The organism is Bifidobacterium boum (genome assembly GCF_000741535.1).
Taxonomy (GTDB): domain Bacteria; phylum Actinomycetota; class Actinomycetes; order Actinomycetales; family Bifidobacteriaceae; genus Bifidobacterium; species Bifidobacterium boum.
Map to the genome: position 1 here is coordinate 255,293 of NZ_JGYQ01000016.1, position 18,987 is coordinate 274,279.

The following is an 18,987-nucleotide window of genomic DNA, read 5'->3' on the forward strand; positions in this document are numbered from 1 at the left end:
CAGCGGCTCGGTATCGGCATGCGGTGCAAGTGACAGTCAGTATGTTTTGACGGCCAGATCGACGGTCAAAATCACACCGGCGATCACAGCCGCCCCGCGCATGATGCGTGCGGGGATTTTCCTTGTGACTGCCGGGGCAATATAGCTGCCGGCGAAGCATCCGAGACACATGGCGATCGCCAGCGGCCAATCGACGACGCCGCGCATGATGAACACCACAGAGGCGCTCATATTCGCACCCCATCCGATCAGGGTTTTCAGCGCGTTGACTTGATGGAAGGGACCGATGCCGGCCGCATCGAGCACGGCGAGAACCAGCGTGCCCGCTCCTGCGCCGAAATACCCGCTGTATATCGCGCAGCAGCACACGCCGACCCACACCCACCATGGGTCTTCGGACAATGGTTCGGTCTGTGTGCGTATCAGTGGATGGGAATGGCGATTCCCTGCAGTATCGGCCATTTCATCGAGTCCCAGTCGGGCTGCTTGCGCCTGGGCGTCCGCTGCGGCTTGTTTGGCTTCGGCACGACCGCGGGGATTAAGGGCGATGGCCGCACTGCTGAGCGCGATCAGCGGCGGGACGACATTTTCGAAGACTTTCGGATTGAGATTAAGCAACAGCAATGCGCCGAGTATGCCACCGACCACGCCGATGATCACATATATCGTCGCGCGGAGGCTCTGCCCCTTGAGCTCCTTGCGCGCGCCGAGTACGCCGCCGAATCCTGTGCCCAGTACACCGACCGTGTTCGACGCGTTCGCGATGACCGGCGGTACGCCCAATGCCAACAATGCCGGATAGGAAATAAGCGACGACGCCCCCACAGCGTATCCGACGAATCCTGCGCCCACGCCGGCGAGCACCACCAACAGCAACGTCAGTATGGAATATCCTGCAATCATCGTGTCTCCCTGCCTCTTTGGGCGCCCGTGACGATACCAATCATGCGCATATCGCCGCCCGCCCTTTCACGTCAATCAGCCATTGCAAATCTGCATCGCAACACCGTCCGGCATCACCGTGAACCCATGCTTCTCATAGAACGCGGCGTTCTTGCTTTCTTCCGGCATCACTTCAATATAGAAGACCCTGTAGCGTTCCTTGACCATCTCGACCATGTGACCGGCGATGCCGTGCCCTTGGTATGCGGGATCGACCAGAACATAATGCATGTACGCCATCATGGCGGAATCGTCGAGCACTCTCATCAGTCCGACCAAACGGTCGCCGTCCCACGCGGTGAACACGGTTGATGAGCCCATCAAGACCCGATACAGCCGATCGGGATATTTGCCGGACACCCAACGGACAGGAACAGATGCTCCACCTGCTGTTCGGTGAATCGTTTCTCGTCGGTATAGATGATGTCCATGGCGCTCCTCTTTCTTTCTGTCGATGCATTGATATGACTGAAGTATCGTGCGATTGATAGTATGATGACGAAATCGGGGTGTCCATATTTGTGTCCACATAATGAACGCGCGCGATGATGCCACGAATGGATGGCCGGCACGGGCGCAGGCTCGAGCGATGCCCGTCGTGGAGCCGTATCGCGTCGCGATGCGACCGGACCGTCGCACGGCGGGCAGATACCGTCCCGTTTTCCTGCCCGGGCCGGCGCGGCGATATCCGCGTTCCATGCGATCAGCCAGTCACACCGCGGCCAGATACCCACCGGACTGCCGCAAACAGGCAGTATCCGCCCGCCGTGCGATACGTCGGACACATGGCTCGCCGAAATTCATCAACCCTGCCCGCTGTAGACCGCATACGCCATAATGGAAGGGTTATTTGTGACCGATGACATTCCATATGCGTCCACGCGGCGCACATCAGGAGAACGGAACAACTTTGGCTGAATTCATCTATCAAATGATCAAGGCGCGCAAGGCCTACGGCGATCGAGTCATCCTCGACGACGTGACCCTGAGCTTCCTGCCCGGCGCGAAAATCGGCGTGGTGGGCCCCAACGGCATGGGCAAGTCCACGCTGCTGCGCATCATGGCCGGCCTCGACACCGTTTCGAACGGCGAGGCGACCCTCACCCCCGGCTACACGGTCGGAATCCTCCAGCAGGATCCGCCGCTGGACGAAGACAAAACCGTAGGCGAAAACATCAAGCTCGCTTTCGGCCCGATCGCCCAGAAAGTCGAACGGTTCAACCAGATTGGCGAAGAAATGGCCAATCCGGATGCCGATTTCGACGCCCTCATGGAGGAAATGGGCAAACTGCAAACCGAAATCGACGCCGCCAACGGCTGGGATCTCGACTCCCAGCTCGAACAGGCCATGGACGCACTGCAGTGCCCCGACCCGGACACTCCGGTCAGCGTGTGCTCCGGCGGCGAGCGCCGTCGTGTCGCCCTGTGCCGTCTGCTGCTCGAAGCTCCTGACCTGCTGCTGCTCGACGAGCCCACCAACCATTTGGACGCCGAATCGATCCTGTGGCTCGAACAGTTCCTGCATCAGTACAAGGGCGCCGTCATCGCCGTCACCCACGACCGTTACTTCATGGACAACGTGGCCGAATGGATCTGCGAGGTCGACCGCGGCCACCTGTACCCGTACAAGGGCAACTACTCCACGTACTTGGAAACCAAGGCCAAGCGTATGGAAATCCAGGGTGCCAAGGACGCCAAGCTCGCCAAGCGTCTGAAGAACGAACTCGACTGGGTGCGTTCCTCGCCGAAGGCCCGTCAGGCCAAGAACAAGGCGCGTCTCGAGCGTTACGACCAGATGGAAGAGGAGGCACGCAACTCCAAGAAGCTGGACTTCTCCGAAATCCAGATTCCGCCGGGGCCGCGTCTGGGCTCGCAGGTGCTGGAAGCCGAGCATATCCACAAGGCGTTCGGCGACCGTGTGCTCATCGACGATCTCTCGTTCACGCTGCCACGCAACGGCATCGTCGGCGTCATCGGACCGAACGGCGTCGGAAAATCCACCCTCTTCAAGACAATCGTCGGCTTGGAACCGCTGACTTCCGGCAGCCTGACCATCGGCGACACCGTCAAGATCTCCTACGTCGACCAGAACCGTGCGGGACTCGACCCGAATAAGAACCTGTGGGAAGCGGTTTCCGGCGGGCTTGACTTCATCGAGGTCGGCGGCGTGGAAGTGCCCACCCGCGCCTATGTGGCGAGCTTCGGATTCAAGGGCTCCGACCAGCAGAAGCTCGTGAGCATGCTCTCGGGCGGCGAGCGTAACCGCCTGAATCTGGCGCTGACGCTCAAGCAGGGCGGTAATCTGCTGCTGCTCGACGAGCCCACCAACGACCTTGATGTCGAAACGCTCGAAAGCCTGGAGAACGCGCTGCTCGAATTCCCCGGCTGCGCCGTGGTCATCTCCCACGACCGCTGGTTCCTCGACCGCATCGCCACGCATATCCTCGCGTGGGAAGGCACCGACGAGAACCCGGCGCACTGGTACTGGTTCGAAGGCAATTTCCAGGCGTATGAGGAGAACAAGGTCGCGCGCCTCGGCGAAGATGCGGCACGCCCGCATCGCCTGCACCGCAAGCTGACCCGCTAGTACTCGCAAACCTGCGGATCCGCAGTATCACTGCGTCGTGCAGTCATCGGGAAGCCTCCCTGCCGATTATCATGGGCGGGGAGGCTTCCGCGTATTCCGGTATCAGTTCATCACCCTGTCACCGAACATTCATCCGACGCCATGCCACGTTTACACATATGAGGGCGAATCGAATCGCACCGGAAATACACGACTGCTGTACTAGGTGCCAATACACGGCACGTGCGTAGCATGCGGATTCCGCGGCGAAATGGTGTTGTTACCACGAAATCCGAAGGTCTTCCGTTGAACGGATTAGACTACACCATACGGCGCATGACGCCAATCGACCCGCCGATCACCGCGCTGACCGGCGGGCAGACAGAAAAGAGCGATTATGACGCAGAACGAACCGATGACACCGTTGAAGCATTTGGTGAAAGTACTGAAGTTGGGCACACCCTCACCGCATCGTGACCACACGTATATCAATGGCGAAAGCCTGTACTTCCCCACCGGACGCGTGTACGGCGGCCAAGTGATTGCACAATCGGTTGTCGCGGCGGCGAAAACCGTGCCAAACGGCCGGCTCCCCCACTCCATTCACGGGTATTTCATCGCTGCCGGGGATATTCATCAGGATGTGCTGTTCGACGTGGAAACCTTGCGTGACGGGCATTCATTCTCGTCGCGTCGCGTCAACGTCACGCAAGCGCAAGGGCCGATTCTCACCGCTATCGCAAGTTTTCAGGAAACCGGCCAACGTGGCGTCGAATTCGCCGACCCCATGCCGTCGGGCGTGCCCGGACCGGAAGGACTCACCAGTGCCAAACAGCTGATGGAACCGTATGCAGACCGTTCACCCTTCGCTGATTTTTACGCCAGTAAATCCCCGTTTGATATCCGCCATGTGACGCCGACCATCATGCTGGGCGCCGACCACAAGTCAGCGGACCGTGACAGCGGCCGTCAAATGGTGTGGATGAAAGCCGACGGCACCGCCGACGTACCGCAGGTGATGCATCGGGCGATGCTGGCGCTCGGCTGCGACCAGATCATGATGGAGCCGGTACTGCGCCGGGCGGGGTTGAGCATCTCGACACCGGGGATTTCCTACGCGTCCATCGACCATTCGATGTGGTGGTATCGCGATATCGATATCAACCAGTGGCATCTGTATGTCCAAGACACTCCGACCGCCGCTCACGGACGCGGTCTGGCGCTAGCGAAAGTGTATTCGCGTGAAGGTGAGCTCGTCGCCGTCATGGCGCAGGAAGCCATGATCCGCGTTCCCGATGAAACGCTCGACACGCTGCAATCCGCCGACAGCCCCGCCTCTGCAAACTAACCGACTCCTCCAAACCTTCTGCCGACACTAGTATGGCTCTGAGCGTCGGCAGAAGGTGGGAGGTCAGCGACGACGGTGAGGAGTCGGCAGGGTGTTCTCGCCGGGATTGATTTCTTTGGCAGCGCCACCGCGGGCCAGTTGTCGTTGCTCGCGCTGACGTTCCTTGGCTTTCGGGTTGTCCGATCCTTCATCAGGCGGCAACTGGCAGAACCATTCGCTGATGATGCCGATGATCATATCAATCAAACTGACCACCGCGGCGATGGCGCATTCACGGATGGCACTCGCATAATACGGCGCCTCACCATGCGGCAATGCGGACACCAGCTGCACGCCGTACCAGCCCAGCAGAAAGGCCGCAGCCAATCCGAGCGCCTTCGACAGGATCAGCGTGTTGACCGCGCGTTCCGGGTCAAGCCGTCGCGTCCGCTTCTTCGGATCGGTATGCGAGTACGTGCGTACTTGGATCGCCAGAGCGAGCACCACCAACCCCATAACGAGCACGACCACGGACACGGCAATCGGGGCACCCAACATATCGAATTGCAGGCTTTCTGAAAGTTTGACCACACCGAGACCGCACAAACATCCGACCAATACGGCGATCACATACTGCCACCATGGGGTTCTGCGCATGATCATCAATCTCCTCTCGTATTGGCGGCGTTCATTGCATGCCTCCTAGAATCCAGCTGTCTGACAGCAATCCCACTTGCGTCGCATCAGGAGCCAACGCCAGCAGATATGGCAGAGGATCACCGCCGAGTCGGGCATCCGGCTCAATATCCATCCACGGGGCGAGAATCGCCGCACTGGTTTTCGCTTCCTGCCAGCCGACTTGTTCGCGCCGACCGGTCTCGGCATCAGAGCGCATGACAACCATATGCAATGCGAGCGAGTCACGATGCTTTCCACTGATGGATTCCAGCAGATGGCTGAACGCTGGGGCGTCAAGACGCGTGTCCACGAGCACCACCGCTGACATCGTATCCGGGCCGTCAATGGCGCTGACATGGTAGAGCGGCGAAATGCCGGTCACCTGGTTACCGGGGATGCTATCCAAAGCGACGACCGCGGCACGCATCAGGCGTTCCCCGTCGTCACCACCGCGCATGGCGATAACGGCGTGGGACGACTGCTGCGCTTGTGCCGCACCATCAGCATGTCTGGTATCAGCACCATGCTGGCTGCCACTACGGCGCCCGCCGACCTCTTGTCTCGGCATCGATCCGCTGGCCTGTGCCGCTGGCGTGGCATCATCATGATCGGCGTCATCGGCCAGACGGTGGACGTTCACGGCGATGTCGTCAACAGCCATACCGTGAGGATGCCCGGCGTGAAGCACCACGTCAACGCCATGGACGCGGTGGGACAGCAGCACCGCCTGCGCGATGCGCCCGGCGATGGTTTCCAACAGCACGCAATCGTATGCGCCCGTAGTCATGACTTGCCGTACCCGATCGGCCAACTGGGCGTAATCCACGGTTTGCGTAATATCATCGCCGGCGATGGCGCCGCGCAAATCAAGCTCGACGGTGACATCAGCCCGCAAATCGTGCCAGCGTGGGGCGGTATTGTGATCAGAACAAGCGGACGGGGATCCGCTCTGCCCTGCGGCGGCGCGAATCCCCGTCAAACGTATCGAATCCATACGCTCACTCGCCCGGCTTCATGCCGACACCGCGTTTGAGTGAATCCGGAATCTCGACCGGAGGCTTGTCGGAATCAGGACGACGCTCATCGGACAGCCATACCTCACGCTTCGGGGCTTTCTTCACGTTCGCGAAGATTTCGGCAAGCTCCTTCTCGTTGAGGGTTTCCTTGACCAGCAGCTGGCGAACCAGTTCGTCAAGAATGTCACGGTTGTCGTTGATCGCATTCCACGCTTCGGTATGCGCGTTCTCAACGAGCTTGTCCACTTCCTCGTCGATGATTTGCGCGGTGCGTTCCGAGTACGGGCGGGGCTTCAACCCGTCGTAATCGTCCTGGGCGTCCGCGTTATCCCACTTGATGGCGCCAAGCTTCGAGGAGAAGCCATATTCGAGGACCATCTTGCGTGCGATCTTCGTGGCTTTCTCAATATCGTTCGACGCGCCGGTGGTCGGGTCGTGGAACACGATTTCCTCGGCGGTACGCCCACCCATCGCGTACGCCATCTGGTCGAGCAGCTGATTGCGGGACTCGGAATAGCGGTCCGAAGTCGGCATGACCGCCGTGTAGCCGAGGGCCCGGCCTCGCGGCAGAATCGTCACCTTGGTCACCGGGTCGGTGTCGTGCATGCACGCGGCGACCAAGGCGTGGCCGCCCTCATGGTAGGCGGTGTTGCGCAGCTCATTGAGTGCCATACCCTTGGACTGGCGCTTCGGACCCGCCTGCACACGATCGATGGCCTCGTCGATGGCACGGTTGTCGATCAGCTGGGCACCGGCACGGGCGCACAGCAGCGCGGCCTCGTTGAGCACGTTCGCCAGATCAGCGCCTGTGAAGCCGGGGGTACGTACGGCGACCATATGCAGGTCGACATCCGGCACGAACGGCTTACCTTTGGCGTGAACCTTCAAAATCGCCTCACGGCCTTCCAGATCCGGGGCTTCGACCGCGACCTGACGGTCGAAACGGCCCGGACGCAGCAGAGCCGGATCAAGCACATCGGGGCGGTTGGTCGCGGCAATGATGATCAGATTCGTGTCATTGTCGAAACCATCCATCTCAACGAGCAGCTGGTTCAAGGTCTGCTCACGCTCATCATGCCCGCCGCTCATACCGGAGCCACGTTTGCGGCCGACAGCGTCGATCTCGTCGATGAAGATGATCGCCGGAGCGTTCTTCTTCGCCTCATCGAACAGTTCACGCACACGGGAGGCGCCAAGGCCGACGAACATCTCGACGAAGTCGGAGCCTGACGTCGCGTAGAACGGCACTCCCGCCTCACCTGCGATAGCGCGCGCAAGCAGCGTCTTACCGGTTCCAGGAGGGCCATACAGCAGCACGCCACGCGGAATGCGGGCACCCAGTGCCTTGTACTTGGACGGGTCCTTGAGGAAGTCCTTGATCTCTTCGACTTCCTGCAATGCGGCATCCTCGCCCTTGACATCGGCGAAGCGAGTGCTCGGCGTCTGGCCTTCAAGCAGCTTCCCGCTGTTCTTGCGTCCGCCCATGCCGAGCATACCGTTGCTCATGCGGCTCATCATGAACCACAACAATCCGAGGAATATCAGCAACGGCAGAATGGAAGTGATGAGGTAGGACATCGTGCTGGTCTGCTGCATGCTTGATGTCCAACCGTTGCTGGGCTGATCGGCCTTCACCGCCTTGATGATATCGGCGCCCTGCGCGAAGGTGTAGTAGAACTGCACGTTCTTGCCGTAATTATGCGTTTTGCCTTGCGCATCGGTTTTCGAAAAATCGTTCTTGAGTTCAAGCTTGACCAGCTGCCGGTTGTCAATAACCTCAGCATACGTGGCCTGGCCGTTGTTGAGCAGCTTCAAGCCATCTTCCGTGTTGATGGTCTGCGTGCCGCTGGACGCGAACATCTGGAACGCGCCGATGGTGAGCAGCACCAGCACAACCACCCACAGCCACGGGGACTGCCACCACGGACGATTGCCGTTGCCGCCTTTCGGCGTGTTATCGGAATCACCGCGGCGGAATGGGTTACCGTTGTTCCCACCCATTGGAGGCCGCTGTTGCGGGCCCTGCGGATAGCTCATGCCTGTTCTCCTTGATATACTTCCGGCTTCAGCACCGCGATCGAATCGAGGTTGCGGAAACGTTCGTCATAGTCGAGGCCGAATCCGACAACAAACTCGTCGGGGACCTCATACCCCTTGTACTTTACCTGCACGTCGACTTCGCGCCGGGAAGGCTTCTCCAAGAGCGCGAAGACCTCCACGGATTGTGCACCCCTACGCTTGAGTTCTTCAACCAGCCAAGCGAGCGTACGACCGGAATCCACGATGTCTTCGACGATGAGCACGTTGCGCCCACGCACGTCCGTGGACAGATCCTGGCGTACCGTAATCGTTCCGCTGCTTGACGTCCCCGACCCGTAACTGGACAGGCTCATGAAATCCATCTGCACCGGAATGCTCATCGCCTGCGAGAATGCGACCATGGTGTTGACCGCGCCCTTGAGCACTGCCACGAGCAGCGGGTCCTTGCCACGGTAGTCTTGGCTCACCTGTGCGGCAACTTCATCGATTTTCTTGTGGATATCGGTTTTGCTGATCAACTCGTGGTCGATCTGGTCTTGAACGTCAGCGATTTTCATGCCCACTATCTTGGCACACGCGAATGACGTGTTTCTGGCGAAAAGCTTGGTATCCGCTGGGAAGACTCACAGCATGCTGACCATGCCAATCAATAATCAGCCGCTCGATGGCTTCGATATGCCGTGCTGAAACCGGTACGCCCAACGATGCACACGCACGGGCGATAACCCGGCGCCTGATCGCCGCCGGCTGAACTTCGAGCGTTCGAACGTCAAGCGAAACACCGTGTGACGATGCCGTTTCAATCCGTACACTCCCCTGATATGCCGTCGACGCCTGATCGTCCAGATACTCGCGGTCGCTCACCGCTCCCGCGGCATACTGCGCGAGATGCTTGGCAACATCGCTGCCTGCAAGCTCCTCCAATACCGGCATCACGTCATGGCGGATACGCGAACGCAGCGGATAGCCGTTCGGCAAGCGCTGTCCAAAGGGAATGCCGTCACCGTTGGTCGGATCATCCCACCACGTGATGCTCAGGTCACGGCAGATACCTGTGGTTTGGGCTCGCGTCAGTGCAAGGAACGGCCGCAACAGCGTGACACCGTCACGCTCACTGCTTGCGGGCATGCCGCACAATGCGTCCACACCGCCTGAACGCAACAAGCCCATGATGATGGTTTCCGCTTGGTCGTCACACGTGTGAGCAAGCAGGACGGCACTCGCGCCACAGGCTCGCGCCTCCTCAGTCAGCGCCGCATAGCGTGCGTCGCGGGCGGCGGCCTCCTCCCCCTGCCCTGCAGGGTCAACCTGCACGAACCGCACAGCTACCGGGTCAAGTCCCAGTGTCGAGCATCGCGCAGCCGTATCGAGCGCGATATCGGTCGATCCGGCTTGCAGCTGGTGATCAACGACGACAGCGCCGCATCGCAGTCCCAGCATGCCGCAGACAATATGCGTCACGGCAGCCAACGCCATGGAATCGCGGCCGCCTGAACACGCGACCAGAACCAGTGGGGCATCCGATGAGGGCGCGTGGGCACCGTGGCAAGCGAACCTCGGATCCTGTCGCCCCAATCCTGCACGCTCCAAGCATGCACGAACATCCCCGATCGCCGTTCTGAGATTTGCCGTGTACGCCATATGCCGCTCCTCAATCGATCCTACAGTCCCGCCAGCGCACTCATGAACTTGTTGATTGCGATACGCGCGGAATACAGGTTGGTCGGATTATTGACAATCACCGCGAACGATACGAGCCCGCCGTTGGTACGGGACACGTTACCCGCCATGGACGTGACACCTTCAAGACTGCCGGTTTTCACACGTAGCTGGCCGGCGAGCGCCTGGTCGGCGAGACGGCTTTTCGCCGTACCCACCAAACCGGGGACCGACAATCCCTCAGCTGCCGCAACCGCGCCGCCGACCCGCAGGTTACGTTCCTGGACCTGCACCAAGGTGGTGGCGGTCAAGCGGGAACCGTCAGACAGGCCCGAACAGTCAGCCATGACGAGTCCCGAGGTGGAAACACCCAGCTTGTCCAACTCCTGTTTGACTGCGGTGGTCGCCCCGGTCGGACTGTTGTCGTTACCAGTGGCGTTGGCGAGCAATCGTCCGAACTCTTCGGCGAGCGTGTTATCAGAGTGCCGCAGAGTGAATGCCATGATTTCCGCGAGCGTCGCGGACTGCACCGTGGCGACGGCATGCAAACCGGACGGCACGCTTGCGGCGACCGGCGAACCGTCGACCGTGATCCCCTGTTCGGTCAGCCGCTGGGCGAATGTCACCGCCGCATCCGCCGCCGGTGTCATAGACAACACCGGATAACTGGTGAACGAGTCTGGATCATGCTGCTGGTCAGCCGTCCACTGGCGGCCGCCGTCCACAGCCATCGAGGAGACGGCCGTGTAATACATATTGCTTGGATTATTCTGCGCGATAGTTGCCGGATATCTCGGATCGGCGAACACCGTGTCGTCGTAGCGCACGGCAACCGACGTTATTCCACGCTGTTTCAACGATGTCGCCGTTGTCTTCGCCAGTGTCCCCAATCCGGCGCGACCGTTGATATGGTTCGGATCATTATCCCCCGAGCCGAGCAGCATATCGCCGCTGCCTTTGAGATACAAGGTCGGAGTTTGCCCGCTGGCTTGGGACAGATACGCGCTCGTGGCGAGCGTGGAACCCATATCCAGCACGGATGCGGCGGCCAGCGCGGTCAAGGTTTTCATGGTGGATGCCGGTTCACGCTGGGCATCAGGTTCATGGCTGGCGACGACTGTGCCGTCAGCAGTGGCGATCGCGATGGAAAAATCAGTGCCCACACTGGGATCGGCGGCGAACGCGTCAATAAGCTGTTGGGCGGCAGCGGCGTCAACGGTTTTCGACCGGTTGGCTGTCCCGGCAATCGCGGTCGCGGTACGGGCGGACAGAGGCGCCGCATACGATGGGTTGGCTACATCGCGCAAGGTCAATACACCCGGGAACACGTCCGTCAGATCCCCGACGGCATAGCCGACAACCAACAGGGCGGTCAGGGCCGATGATATGGCGACGCGTATGACGCGGCTGGTATCGGCCCGTCGCCGCTTGCGCAACTCCATCCGTGTTCCCAAGACACGTCCCTCCTGTTCACGATACGTATGCACGCCGGCGCTCCGGACATGCGATGTTCTTTCAGCTTAGCGCCGGCGGCGAACGATACCGTCAAACGTTTCGAAGCCACGTGGAAGCGTCGGCACGGAGAAATGGAGAAATGGTGTGTCGCTGTGACTGGTGTCACTTGCCATGATGCTCGATCGGCTTCCATTCAGCCTTCGAGAAGACCGCCTGGAAAGAAATCGGCACGTAACTGAGCATGTAAATCGGGAAGCTGAGCACATAGGCGAACAGCTCCTTGTTCGTGGCGCCGATCTGGTCACGTTCCGCCACACAGGTCAGCGCAGCCAGTCCCATCATGCCCAGCACGCCGAGCACAATGCCGTACGTCCATCCGCCGATTGAGTTCAGCTGGCTCTGCCACGTGACGAACCCGCATGCCGCGAACAGGCAACCCAGTAGGAATCGTGCGATGCCAAGCACCATGAACGGGCAGAGCACCAGCGTGAAATCGATGCAGGAGAAATCACGCTCCCGCACCGCACGTTTGATGAGCGCAGGCCCGTAATAGCGGAACACCTGCAGGAAGCCTTTGCTCCAGCGCAGACGTTGCCGCCAGCTCTGCCCGAAAGTGACCGGCTGCTCATCATACAGAATCGCGGTACCGCAGTACCCGATCCGATCCCCGTGAAGCACCGAATCCATGCTGAATTCAAGATCTTCGGTGAGCAGATGGAATTTCCACCCACGGTTGCGACGCATGATTTCTTGGGAAAACATGAAGCCAGTGCCGCCGACATGGCAGCTCGAGCCGAACAACATGCGCGAGTTGTTGAGGAATCGTGATTCGCGGATGAACCACAACGCGGAGCCGGAAGACACCCAGTTGTCAGCAAGATTGACGGAGTTGCGGTAGCTGGTGAGGATTTTGAACCCGGCATGGAACGCCTTGTTCATCTCCTCGATGTAATGCTTGTCGAGGCGGTTGTCCGCGTCGAACACGAAGAACGCGTCATACTTGTCCGTCTCACCCTCATTGATCATATGGTCCAGCAGATAACTCAGCGCATAGCCCTTGCCAATCTGCTCCTTGTTGAAACGTTCGACGACATGGCATCCCATATCGCGTACCAACTGGGCGGTATGATCCGTACAGTTGTCCGCGACCAGCCAGATGTCGACGAGCCGGGACGGATAGGTCTGAGAACGGATTGAATTGATGAGATTGCCGATCACGGCTTCCTCATTACGGGCGGAGATCAGCACCGCGTAGCGCTTGTCCATCGGAGCGTCCGGAAAGGTGATCTGCTTGGCGAACAAGGACGCAACAACGCATACCGCCTGGTAGACCAGTCCGGCACCGCCAAGGATCATGAGGAGAATATCAAGGACGGACAGCAGGACCATCAGTGCCACTTCTTTCTAGGATTGTCATCGTTCTGGGCGGGTTGCTGCACGTGGCGCACTGTTTCATCGCCATCGACGTCATGGCTGTCGCCGGGTTCGCGTCCACAGGCGTCGGTCTCGTCCGTGCCTTTGAGCGGTTTGGCTCCGCTTGGAATCACGCCCTTGGGAATCGCGACAGTCGGGACATCGTCGTTCGCAGCAGCATGGGGGACGTGATGGTATATCTGCTCCTGCAGCTCAAGCAAATCGTCACCATCCGGAATATGCGAGCTGGAACTCTGCGCTACACGTGGCATGCGTTGGCTCATCGGCTTGATGATACGCTCGCTGAAGGCTTCGGCCCCCTCTACGACCTTGGATTTCTTCTTCGGCTCCGGATCGTTCATCAACGGGGAATCAATCAGGTCGTACCTCTTGGTATACACACGGAAAATCGCTTGCAGGCTGGCAGTGATTGGCAGTGCCAGGAACGCGCCGAGAGCGCCGAACAGCGACCCGAAAATCAAGACGCACAGGAAGGCGATCGCAGGATTCAAATCCATGGTGCGCTGCGAAATCTTCGGCGAAAGAATCAGGTTTTCGATCTGCTGGTAGATGACGATGAACACCACCACGATCACCGCGTACGTCGGCCCGCGCGACGCCCATGCGAAAATCACCGGCAGGGCACCGCCCAGATACGTGCCGATGGTGGGCACGAACTGGGAAGTCAGACCGCAGAACAACGCCAGCGGCAGCCAATACGGCACGTGAATCACATCAAGGAAAATCGCCGTGCACGTGGCATTGATGGCCGCGAGAATCGTGCGGGAGAACAGGAACCCGGAAATCTGGTCCTGCACCACCGTCCACGCAAACAGGAAACGGCGCTGGGTGGAGGGGCCGAGCCACTGGCACAGGCTGCGGCGGACGCGAGGGCCTGCCGCCGAAACATAGTACGTGACCATGAGCACCGTAAGCAGGTTGAACAGGAAGCCGAACAGCCCTACCGTCGTGTTATAGGCTTGGCCGGCAACGTCTGTAAGCCATGACGTTTTGAGGTTCTTCATCACCTCGCTGCCGAGATTCTCCATCTGCGGCAACTGGAAATCGAATTCCTTCGATACGAAATCGGTGATCTGGTCATAATACGCGGGCACGCTTTGCACCATGGAGATGACCTGCTGGACGAACATGTTGCCGAACAGCGCCATCAGCGCCACCACGATGACGGAGACCCCGACCAGGCTGACCGCCGATGCCGCGCCTCGCTTCCAACCATGACGGATCAGCCTGATCACCAGCGGTTCAATGGCGAGCGCAATGAACACCGACACCACGATATCGAGGACGATGGTGTCGATTTTGCCCCACGATTTCCAGACAAACACGGCGAGGAACACGGCGATCACAGCATAGAAAAGCCCGCGGCCCCACCATTCAGGCGGGCGCCGGGGGTCGCCCTTCTGCGGGAAGACCGAGGCGAGATCGATTTGCGGTTCACCTTGTTCATTCATGGCTCCCCATTCTACATAGCCGGCGGAAACAGACGCTTGTGGCGTATCCGTCGTATTGCCGGCCGCGTATTGCGATTGTTGTGGGAAACCAAGTGAAGCTGACGCCGGCGTGTAGACGTCCTTGCCTATCCTAGAAAACATGCTAACCGTATCGATTGTCATTCCCGCGTGGAACGAGGAGGATCGCATCGCCGACTGTCTGACGAACGCAACCCGTCAGACCGTGATGCCCCATGAGGTGATTGTGGTGGATAACCGCTCCACCGACGCGACCGTCGACATCGTCAAGACATTCATGGAAGAGCACCCCGACGCGCCGGTCCGTCTGCTGCATCAGGATGAGGAACAAGGCCTGATTCCTACGCGCAATTACGGGTTGAACCACGCCACCGGGGACGTATTGGGACGTGTGGACGCCGACTGTATGCTCAAACCCGATTGGGTTGAAGTGGTCTCCGGCATTTTCACCGAGGATCCCGAAGCGATGGGGGCAACGGGACCGGTCGTCTACTACGATATGCCCGCCAAGCGCGTCGGTTTGCGCGGTGACGACAGCGTCCGCCGGCACATGTACCGGGCGGACGGCGACCAAGTGCTGCTGTTCGGTTCGAATATGGCGTTGCGTGCGAGCGCATGGCGTCAGATCGCCAACGAGGTGTGCCGGGATCGCGAAGACGTCATGCATGAAGATATCGACATCTCGTTGCATCTGCTTGGCCGCTCGATGAAAACCGTGTACTGCCAGCGCATGATTTGCGGCATTTCCGCCCGGCGCATGGACACGTCGTTCACGTCGTTCCGCAATTATATGAACCGATTCCGCAACACCTTCGCAGCCCATCCGGACCATTGGCGCAAGCGCAAGCCAGAACATACGCTGTACGCGCTCTACCCGTGGATGCACACCCTGTACCCGATGTACCAGCGGTATCTGGACCGCATGGATATCAATCCAGCGGAACGCCTGTGGCTCAAGGAACAGTTCGACGTGGCCAGACGCGACGAACCGGACGATGACATCGCGGATGCTGCGGATGCCGTCGGGGAAGAGAACAGCCACTCCAAGCCGTAGTCTGGTGCTCGGCTCACGACGCCCGACACGCCGCCGAAATGTGCCGGCTGATACACAAACTGGTTACGCTCACGAATGTTTGAGCGTAACCAGTTTGTGTATCAGGATGCGTATGGGATTCTTCCCGTTACATCAGGGACGTGTAGATGGCGAGGATGTCCTCTTCGGTCGCCTTGCGCGGGTTGCCCGGCGTACACACGTCATGGAACGCGTCGTGCGCAAGCGGCTTGAGATCAGCCTCGGTCGCACCGACCTGCGAGATCTTCGTCGGATTGCCAAGGTCGACGGTCAGGCGATGGACCGCCTGGACGGCCTCCTCGCGCACGGTCTCCAGATCGCCGTTCATCGCATCGGCAACACCGAACGCCTGGGCGATATCACGGTACTTTTCGCCGGTGTAGTCCTTGTTGTATTCCATGACCGGGGCGAGCAGGATGCCGTTGGCCACGCCATGAGCGACACCCAGCCGGCCGCCAAGCGGATGCGCCATGCCATGCACCAAGCCCAGGCCGACATTGGAATACGCCATGCCGGTGATATAGCTGGCGTACGCCATCTGCTCACCCGCCGCGACATCGCCGTCGGCGCTTTTCGCCAGATTCTGCGCAATCATGCGGATGGTCTGCATCGACAGGCAATCGGACAGCGCCCACGCGCCTGGCGTGACGAACCCCTCAATCGCATGGGTGAGCGCATCCAAACCGGTGGCGACCTTCAGCCCGCGCGGCATGGAATCGGTCAGGTCAGGGTCCACGAAAGCGACGACAGGGATGTCATGCGGATCAACCGCCACGAACTTGCGCTTGTTCGCTGTGTCAGTGATCACATAGTTGATGGTCGTTTCCGACGCAGTGCCGGCGGTGGTCGGCACACCGAAAATCGGGACGGACGGGTTCTTGGTATCCGCCACGCCTTCCAGAGACAGCACGTCGGCGAACTGCGGGTTCGCGGTGACAATGCCAATGCCCTTGCACGTGTCTTGCGGCGAGCCGCCGCCCAAGCCGATGAGGAAGTCCGCGCCGGCAGAGGCGAATTTCTTCACGCCATCCTGGATGCATTCAACCGGCGGATTTGGCTTGACATTGTCGAAGATCTCATACGGCAGGCCGGCTTCGTCAAGCACTGCGGTCACCTTGGCGACCGTGCCGGTTTCCAGCAATACCGGATCGGTGACAATGAAAGCTTTCTTGAAGCCGCGCGCCTTCGCAGCGACAGGGATTTCCTTGATTGCGCCGCGACCGAAATACGCCGTCTGATTGAAAATCATCCTGTATACCATGTGTGTTCTCCTTCGAACAGTTCCCATCATGTAGGAACGCCATTGTTGAAACTCATTGTAGTCAATCCCACCGCGGATACAACACGAGAGGTGGGCTAATCCGCTGTGCCGAGTCATAAGCCAGACCAATCACACAGAATATGGTCAGGTCCCGGCTTTTCGGCAACCCGTATCGAAAACGCGAACAATCAAGGAATCGGGCGTATAAGCCGGGTGTATAAGGACAGCATGGTGGTCATCATACGGCTCCGCCTTGGGAGAACACCGTGTTCGGCGGAGGTCAATCATGCTTGGCGGTGCAACACATGCTTGGATGTTGTCGGACGGCGGTGGTGCCGGACCGGTGTGGGAGATTTTCCGCGCATGGGCGATCTGGTCGTAATGTCCCGTGGTTTCGTGGGAGTTCATCGAGGATTTACGGTTTCTAAGGTTTCTCCCGTCGGCGGTTTCAAGGGCGATTTTCACGAACCGCGGATTTCCAACGTTCCCGTGGGGACAATATCCGCAAGGACGCCGGATTCCCGTAAACTCCCACGCCGGATACGGGAGAACAGGCACGAACCGGGAAATCCCGACAGTTCTCCCACATCACCCACACACCACCGCCCCAATCCCAGCCTCCCCCTGCCTCCACCGACACTGACAGCCGCCTCAGCATCGGCAGACGCTTCTAATGACACTGACAGCCGGCTCAACGTCGTCGGAGGGTTGAGCCGGTTGATTGGCAGAGTCTCAGAAATGAGAAAACCCCGGTTCCATACGGAATCGGGGTTCTTGTGGCTCCGAGCGGGATCGATCCGCTGACCTAGCGATTTTCAGTCGCTCGCTCTACCAACTGAGCTACAGAGCCATGGACGGTTAAAAAAACCCGGATAAACCGGGTTTTTACCATTCGCGACCTCGGCCGGACTTGAACCGGTGACCTCCGCCGTGACAGGGCGGCGCTCTAACCAACTGAGCTACGAGGCCGTGGCGTTTGCTCCGTGGAGCAGCCGAGTATTTATATTACTCAGATCCTCCCGCCACGCAAATCGAGAGCGTCCTTCGGCGTGTCGTTTTTTCAGAACGACGCAAAACCATTGCGATTTCTGGGATTTCAGTAAATCAGTACAGGCTGCCCTGCCACCGTGACATCTAGGTACGAGACGCCGTCACTGTCCTGAAGATCGTTGTAATCGCCCGTGCCACCATAGCCATCGCCGGAATCGCTGCCGTAACCGTACAGGTCGTCATCGCTCCAGCCGTCCGCATCATTGTCATCCAAGCCATACTCGTGCAGGTAATCGCATCCGTTCCCGGTGCACTGTCCCAAGCTGCTCGAGCTGCTCGGACTGGAGAAACTGGTGCTGCCCGATGTCATGGATTTGAGGGCGGAAACCGCGAAAACCGCCAATACGACAGTCAACACGACAGTGGCCGCGCTGATCACAATGCCGGCAATCGCCAGTCCACGGCTTTTCTGCCCCGACTTGCGGACCATCATCAAGCCGATAATCGAGAAGATCAAGCCAAGCATGGGGTTGAAGAACGCGAAGACGAAACCGATGATGGTCAGCACGTTCCAAGAATCAGCAGGATTCGTATACGGGTAAGCGCCCTGCGGCGGGAACGCGTATCCGGCTGGCGAAGCCGGTGAACCATACCCCGTGTTCTGATCATACTGATACTGCTGATATCCGCCATCCGTCCGACCTGTCGGCACGGCGGGCCCAACCGGCGACTGCGGCCCATACTGCCCGTATTGTTCAGGCTGGCCGGATTGCCCATACTGCGACTGTTCGGCGGTCGTGCCATACGGCGCGTCCTGCGGATCTTGGCTCCAATCCCCCGGAATCGGTTGCGTCGGCGCAGTCTCATACGCACCGGTTGGCGCGAAGGCCTGCGTGGGTTGCGCATCATACGGTGTATATACGCCGGACGGCGCATCAGCCATGCTGGACTGGTTGGACTGCTGAGAGTCCCCGGAAGAAGGCGTCTGCGCCTGATCATCATAATCACTCATGGTTGCATTCTATCCGAACACGGCATACCCCCCGGTTAACTCGCCACACCCTGCAAACGTCATCAT

The 18,987-nt window shown here is 59.5% G+C and carries 14 protein-coding genes, 2 tRNA genes and 1 pseudogene; 3 read left to right on the plus strand and 14 right to left on the minus strand.

The features are described from left to right. Nucleotides 1-36: 36 nt before the first annotated feature. Nucleotides 37-903 (minus strand): sulfite exporter TauE/SafE family protein, encoded by an 867-nt coding sequence (locus tag BBOU_RS06905; protein WP_026502320.1) that lies wholly within the window; start codon nucleotides 901-903, stop codon nucleotides 37-39. Between the two features lie 75 nt (nucleotides 904-978). Then, nucleotides 979-1,373: pseudogene (locus tag BBOU_RS06910) on the minus strand (GNAT family N-acetyltransferase). Nucleotides 1,374-1,852: 479 nt separating this feature from the next. Between BBOU_RS06910 and ettA the strand changes: the two are divergent. Further along, entirely contained in the window at nucleotides 1,853-3,529 is a 1,677-nt protein-coding gene (ettA, locus tag BBOU_RS06920; protein ID WP_026502322.1) for an energy-dependent translational throttle protein EttA, read from the plus strand. Nucleotides 3,530-3,905: 376 nt separating this feature from the next. Beyond that, entirely contained in the window at nucleotides 3,906-4,856 is a 951-nt protein-coding gene (locus BBOU_RS06925; RefSeq protein WP_033490321.1) for an acyl-CoA thioesterase, read from the plus strand. A 63-nt stretch (nucleotides 4,857-4,919) separates the two neighbouring features. Here BBOU_RS06925 and BBOU_RS06930 read toward each other — a convergent pair whose 3' ends face one another. The 8 genes from BBOU_RS06930 to BBOU_RS06965 all read right to left on the minus strand — a co-directional run bounded on the left by BBOU_RS06930 (nucleotide 4,920) and on the right by BBOU_RS06965 (nucleotide 14,568). After that, nucleotides 4,920-5,498, minus strand: a complete 579-nt coding sequence (locus BBOU_RS06930) for a DUF3180 domain-containing protein (RefSeq protein ID WP_051616591.1) — start codon at nucleotides 5,496-5,498, stop codon at nucleotides 4,920-4,922. Nucleotides 5,499-5,523: 25 nt separating this feature from the next. Further along, a complete protein-coding gene (locus BBOU_RS08920) occupies nucleotides 5,524-6,507 on the minus strand; it encodes a dihydroneopterin aldolase (protein ID WP_051616592.1) in 984 nt (327 codons plus the stop codon). 4 nt (nucleotides 6,508-6,511) lie between these two features. Beyond that, entirely contained in the window at nucleotides 6,512-8,566 is a 2,055-nt protein-coding gene (ftsH, locus tag BBOU_RS06940) for an ATP-dependent zinc metalloprotease FtsH (protein ID WP_026502323.1), read from the minus strand. Then, entirely contained in the window at nucleotides 8,563-9,126 is a 564-nt protein-coding gene (hpt, locus tag BBOU_RS06945) for a hypoxanthine phosphoribosyltransferase (RefSeq protein WP_026502324.1), read from the minus strand. Before hpt ends, ftsH begins: the two co-directional genes overlap by 4 nt. After that, complete coding sequence (gene tilS, locus BBOU_RS06950; RefSeq protein WP_026502325.1) at nucleotides 9,113-10,210, minus strand: tRNA lysidine(34) synthetase TilS; 1,098 nt, start codon at nucleotides 10,208-10,210, stop codon at nucleotides 9,113-9,115. The genes hpt and tilS overlap by 14 nt, the downstream gene beginning before the upstream one ends. Before the next feature lie 20 nt (nucleotides 10,211-10,230). Further along, on the minus strand, nucleotides 10,231-11,670 hold the full coding sequence (gene dacB, locus BBOU_RS06955) for a D-alanyl-D-alanine carboxypeptidase/D-alanyl-D-alanine endopeptidase (RefSeq protein ID WP_051616593.1): 1,440 nt from the start codon (nucleotides 11,668-11,670) through the stop codon (nucleotides 10,231-10,233). 175 nt (nucleotides 11,671-11,845) lie between these two features. Further along, nucleotides 11,846-13,072, minus strand: coding sequence for a glycosyltransferase family 2 protein (locus BBOU_RS06960; protein WP_026502327.1), 1,227 nt, complete (start codon nucleotides 13,070-13,072; stop codon nucleotides 11,846-11,848). Beyond that, a complete protein-coding gene (locus BBOU_RS06965) occupies nucleotides 13,072-14,568 on the minus strand; it encodes an AI-2E family transporter (protein ID WP_081815438.1) in 1,497 nt (498 codons plus the stop codon). The genes BBOU_RS06960 and BBOU_RS06965 overlap by 1 nt, the downstream gene beginning before the upstream one ends. A gap of 139 nt (nucleotides 14,569-14,707) precedes the next feature. Between BBOU_RS06965 and BBOU_RS06970 the strand changes: the two genes are divergently transcribed. After that, on the plus strand, nucleotides 14,708-15,640 hold the full coding sequence (locus BBOU_RS06970; protein ID WP_033490322.1) for a glycosyltransferase family 2 protein: 933 nt from the start codon (nucleotides 14,708-14,710) through the stop codon (nucleotides 15,638-15,640). Between the two features lie 127 nt (nucleotides 15,641-15,767). Here the strand turns inward: BBOU_RS06970 and fucO are convergent, their stop codons facing one another. From fucO to BBOU_RS08925, 4 genes are all read right to left on the minus strand, one after another. Next, nucleotides 15,768-16,919, minus strand: coding sequence for a lactaldehyde reductase (gene fucO, locus BBOU_RS06975; protein WP_026502328.1), 1,152 nt, complete (start codon nucleotides 16,917-16,919; stop codon nucleotides 15,768-15,770). A 777-nt stretch (nucleotides 16,920-17,696) separates the two neighbouring features. Next, nucleotides 17,697-17,769 (minus strand) — tRNA-Phe (locus BBOU_RS06980). A 45-nt stretch (nucleotides 17,770-17,814) separates the two neighbouring features. Then, a tRNA-Asp gene (locus tag BBOU_RS06985) sits at nucleotides 17,815-17,888 on the minus strand. Between the two features lie 127 nt (nucleotides 17,889-18,015). Beyond that, complete coding sequence (locus BBOU_RS08925) at nucleotides 18,016-18,921, minus strand: DUF4190 domain-containing protein (protein ID WP_026502329.1); 906 nt, start codon at nucleotides 18,919-18,921, stop codon at nucleotides 18,016-18,018. Nucleotides 18,922-18,987 lie beyond the last annotated feature (66 nt).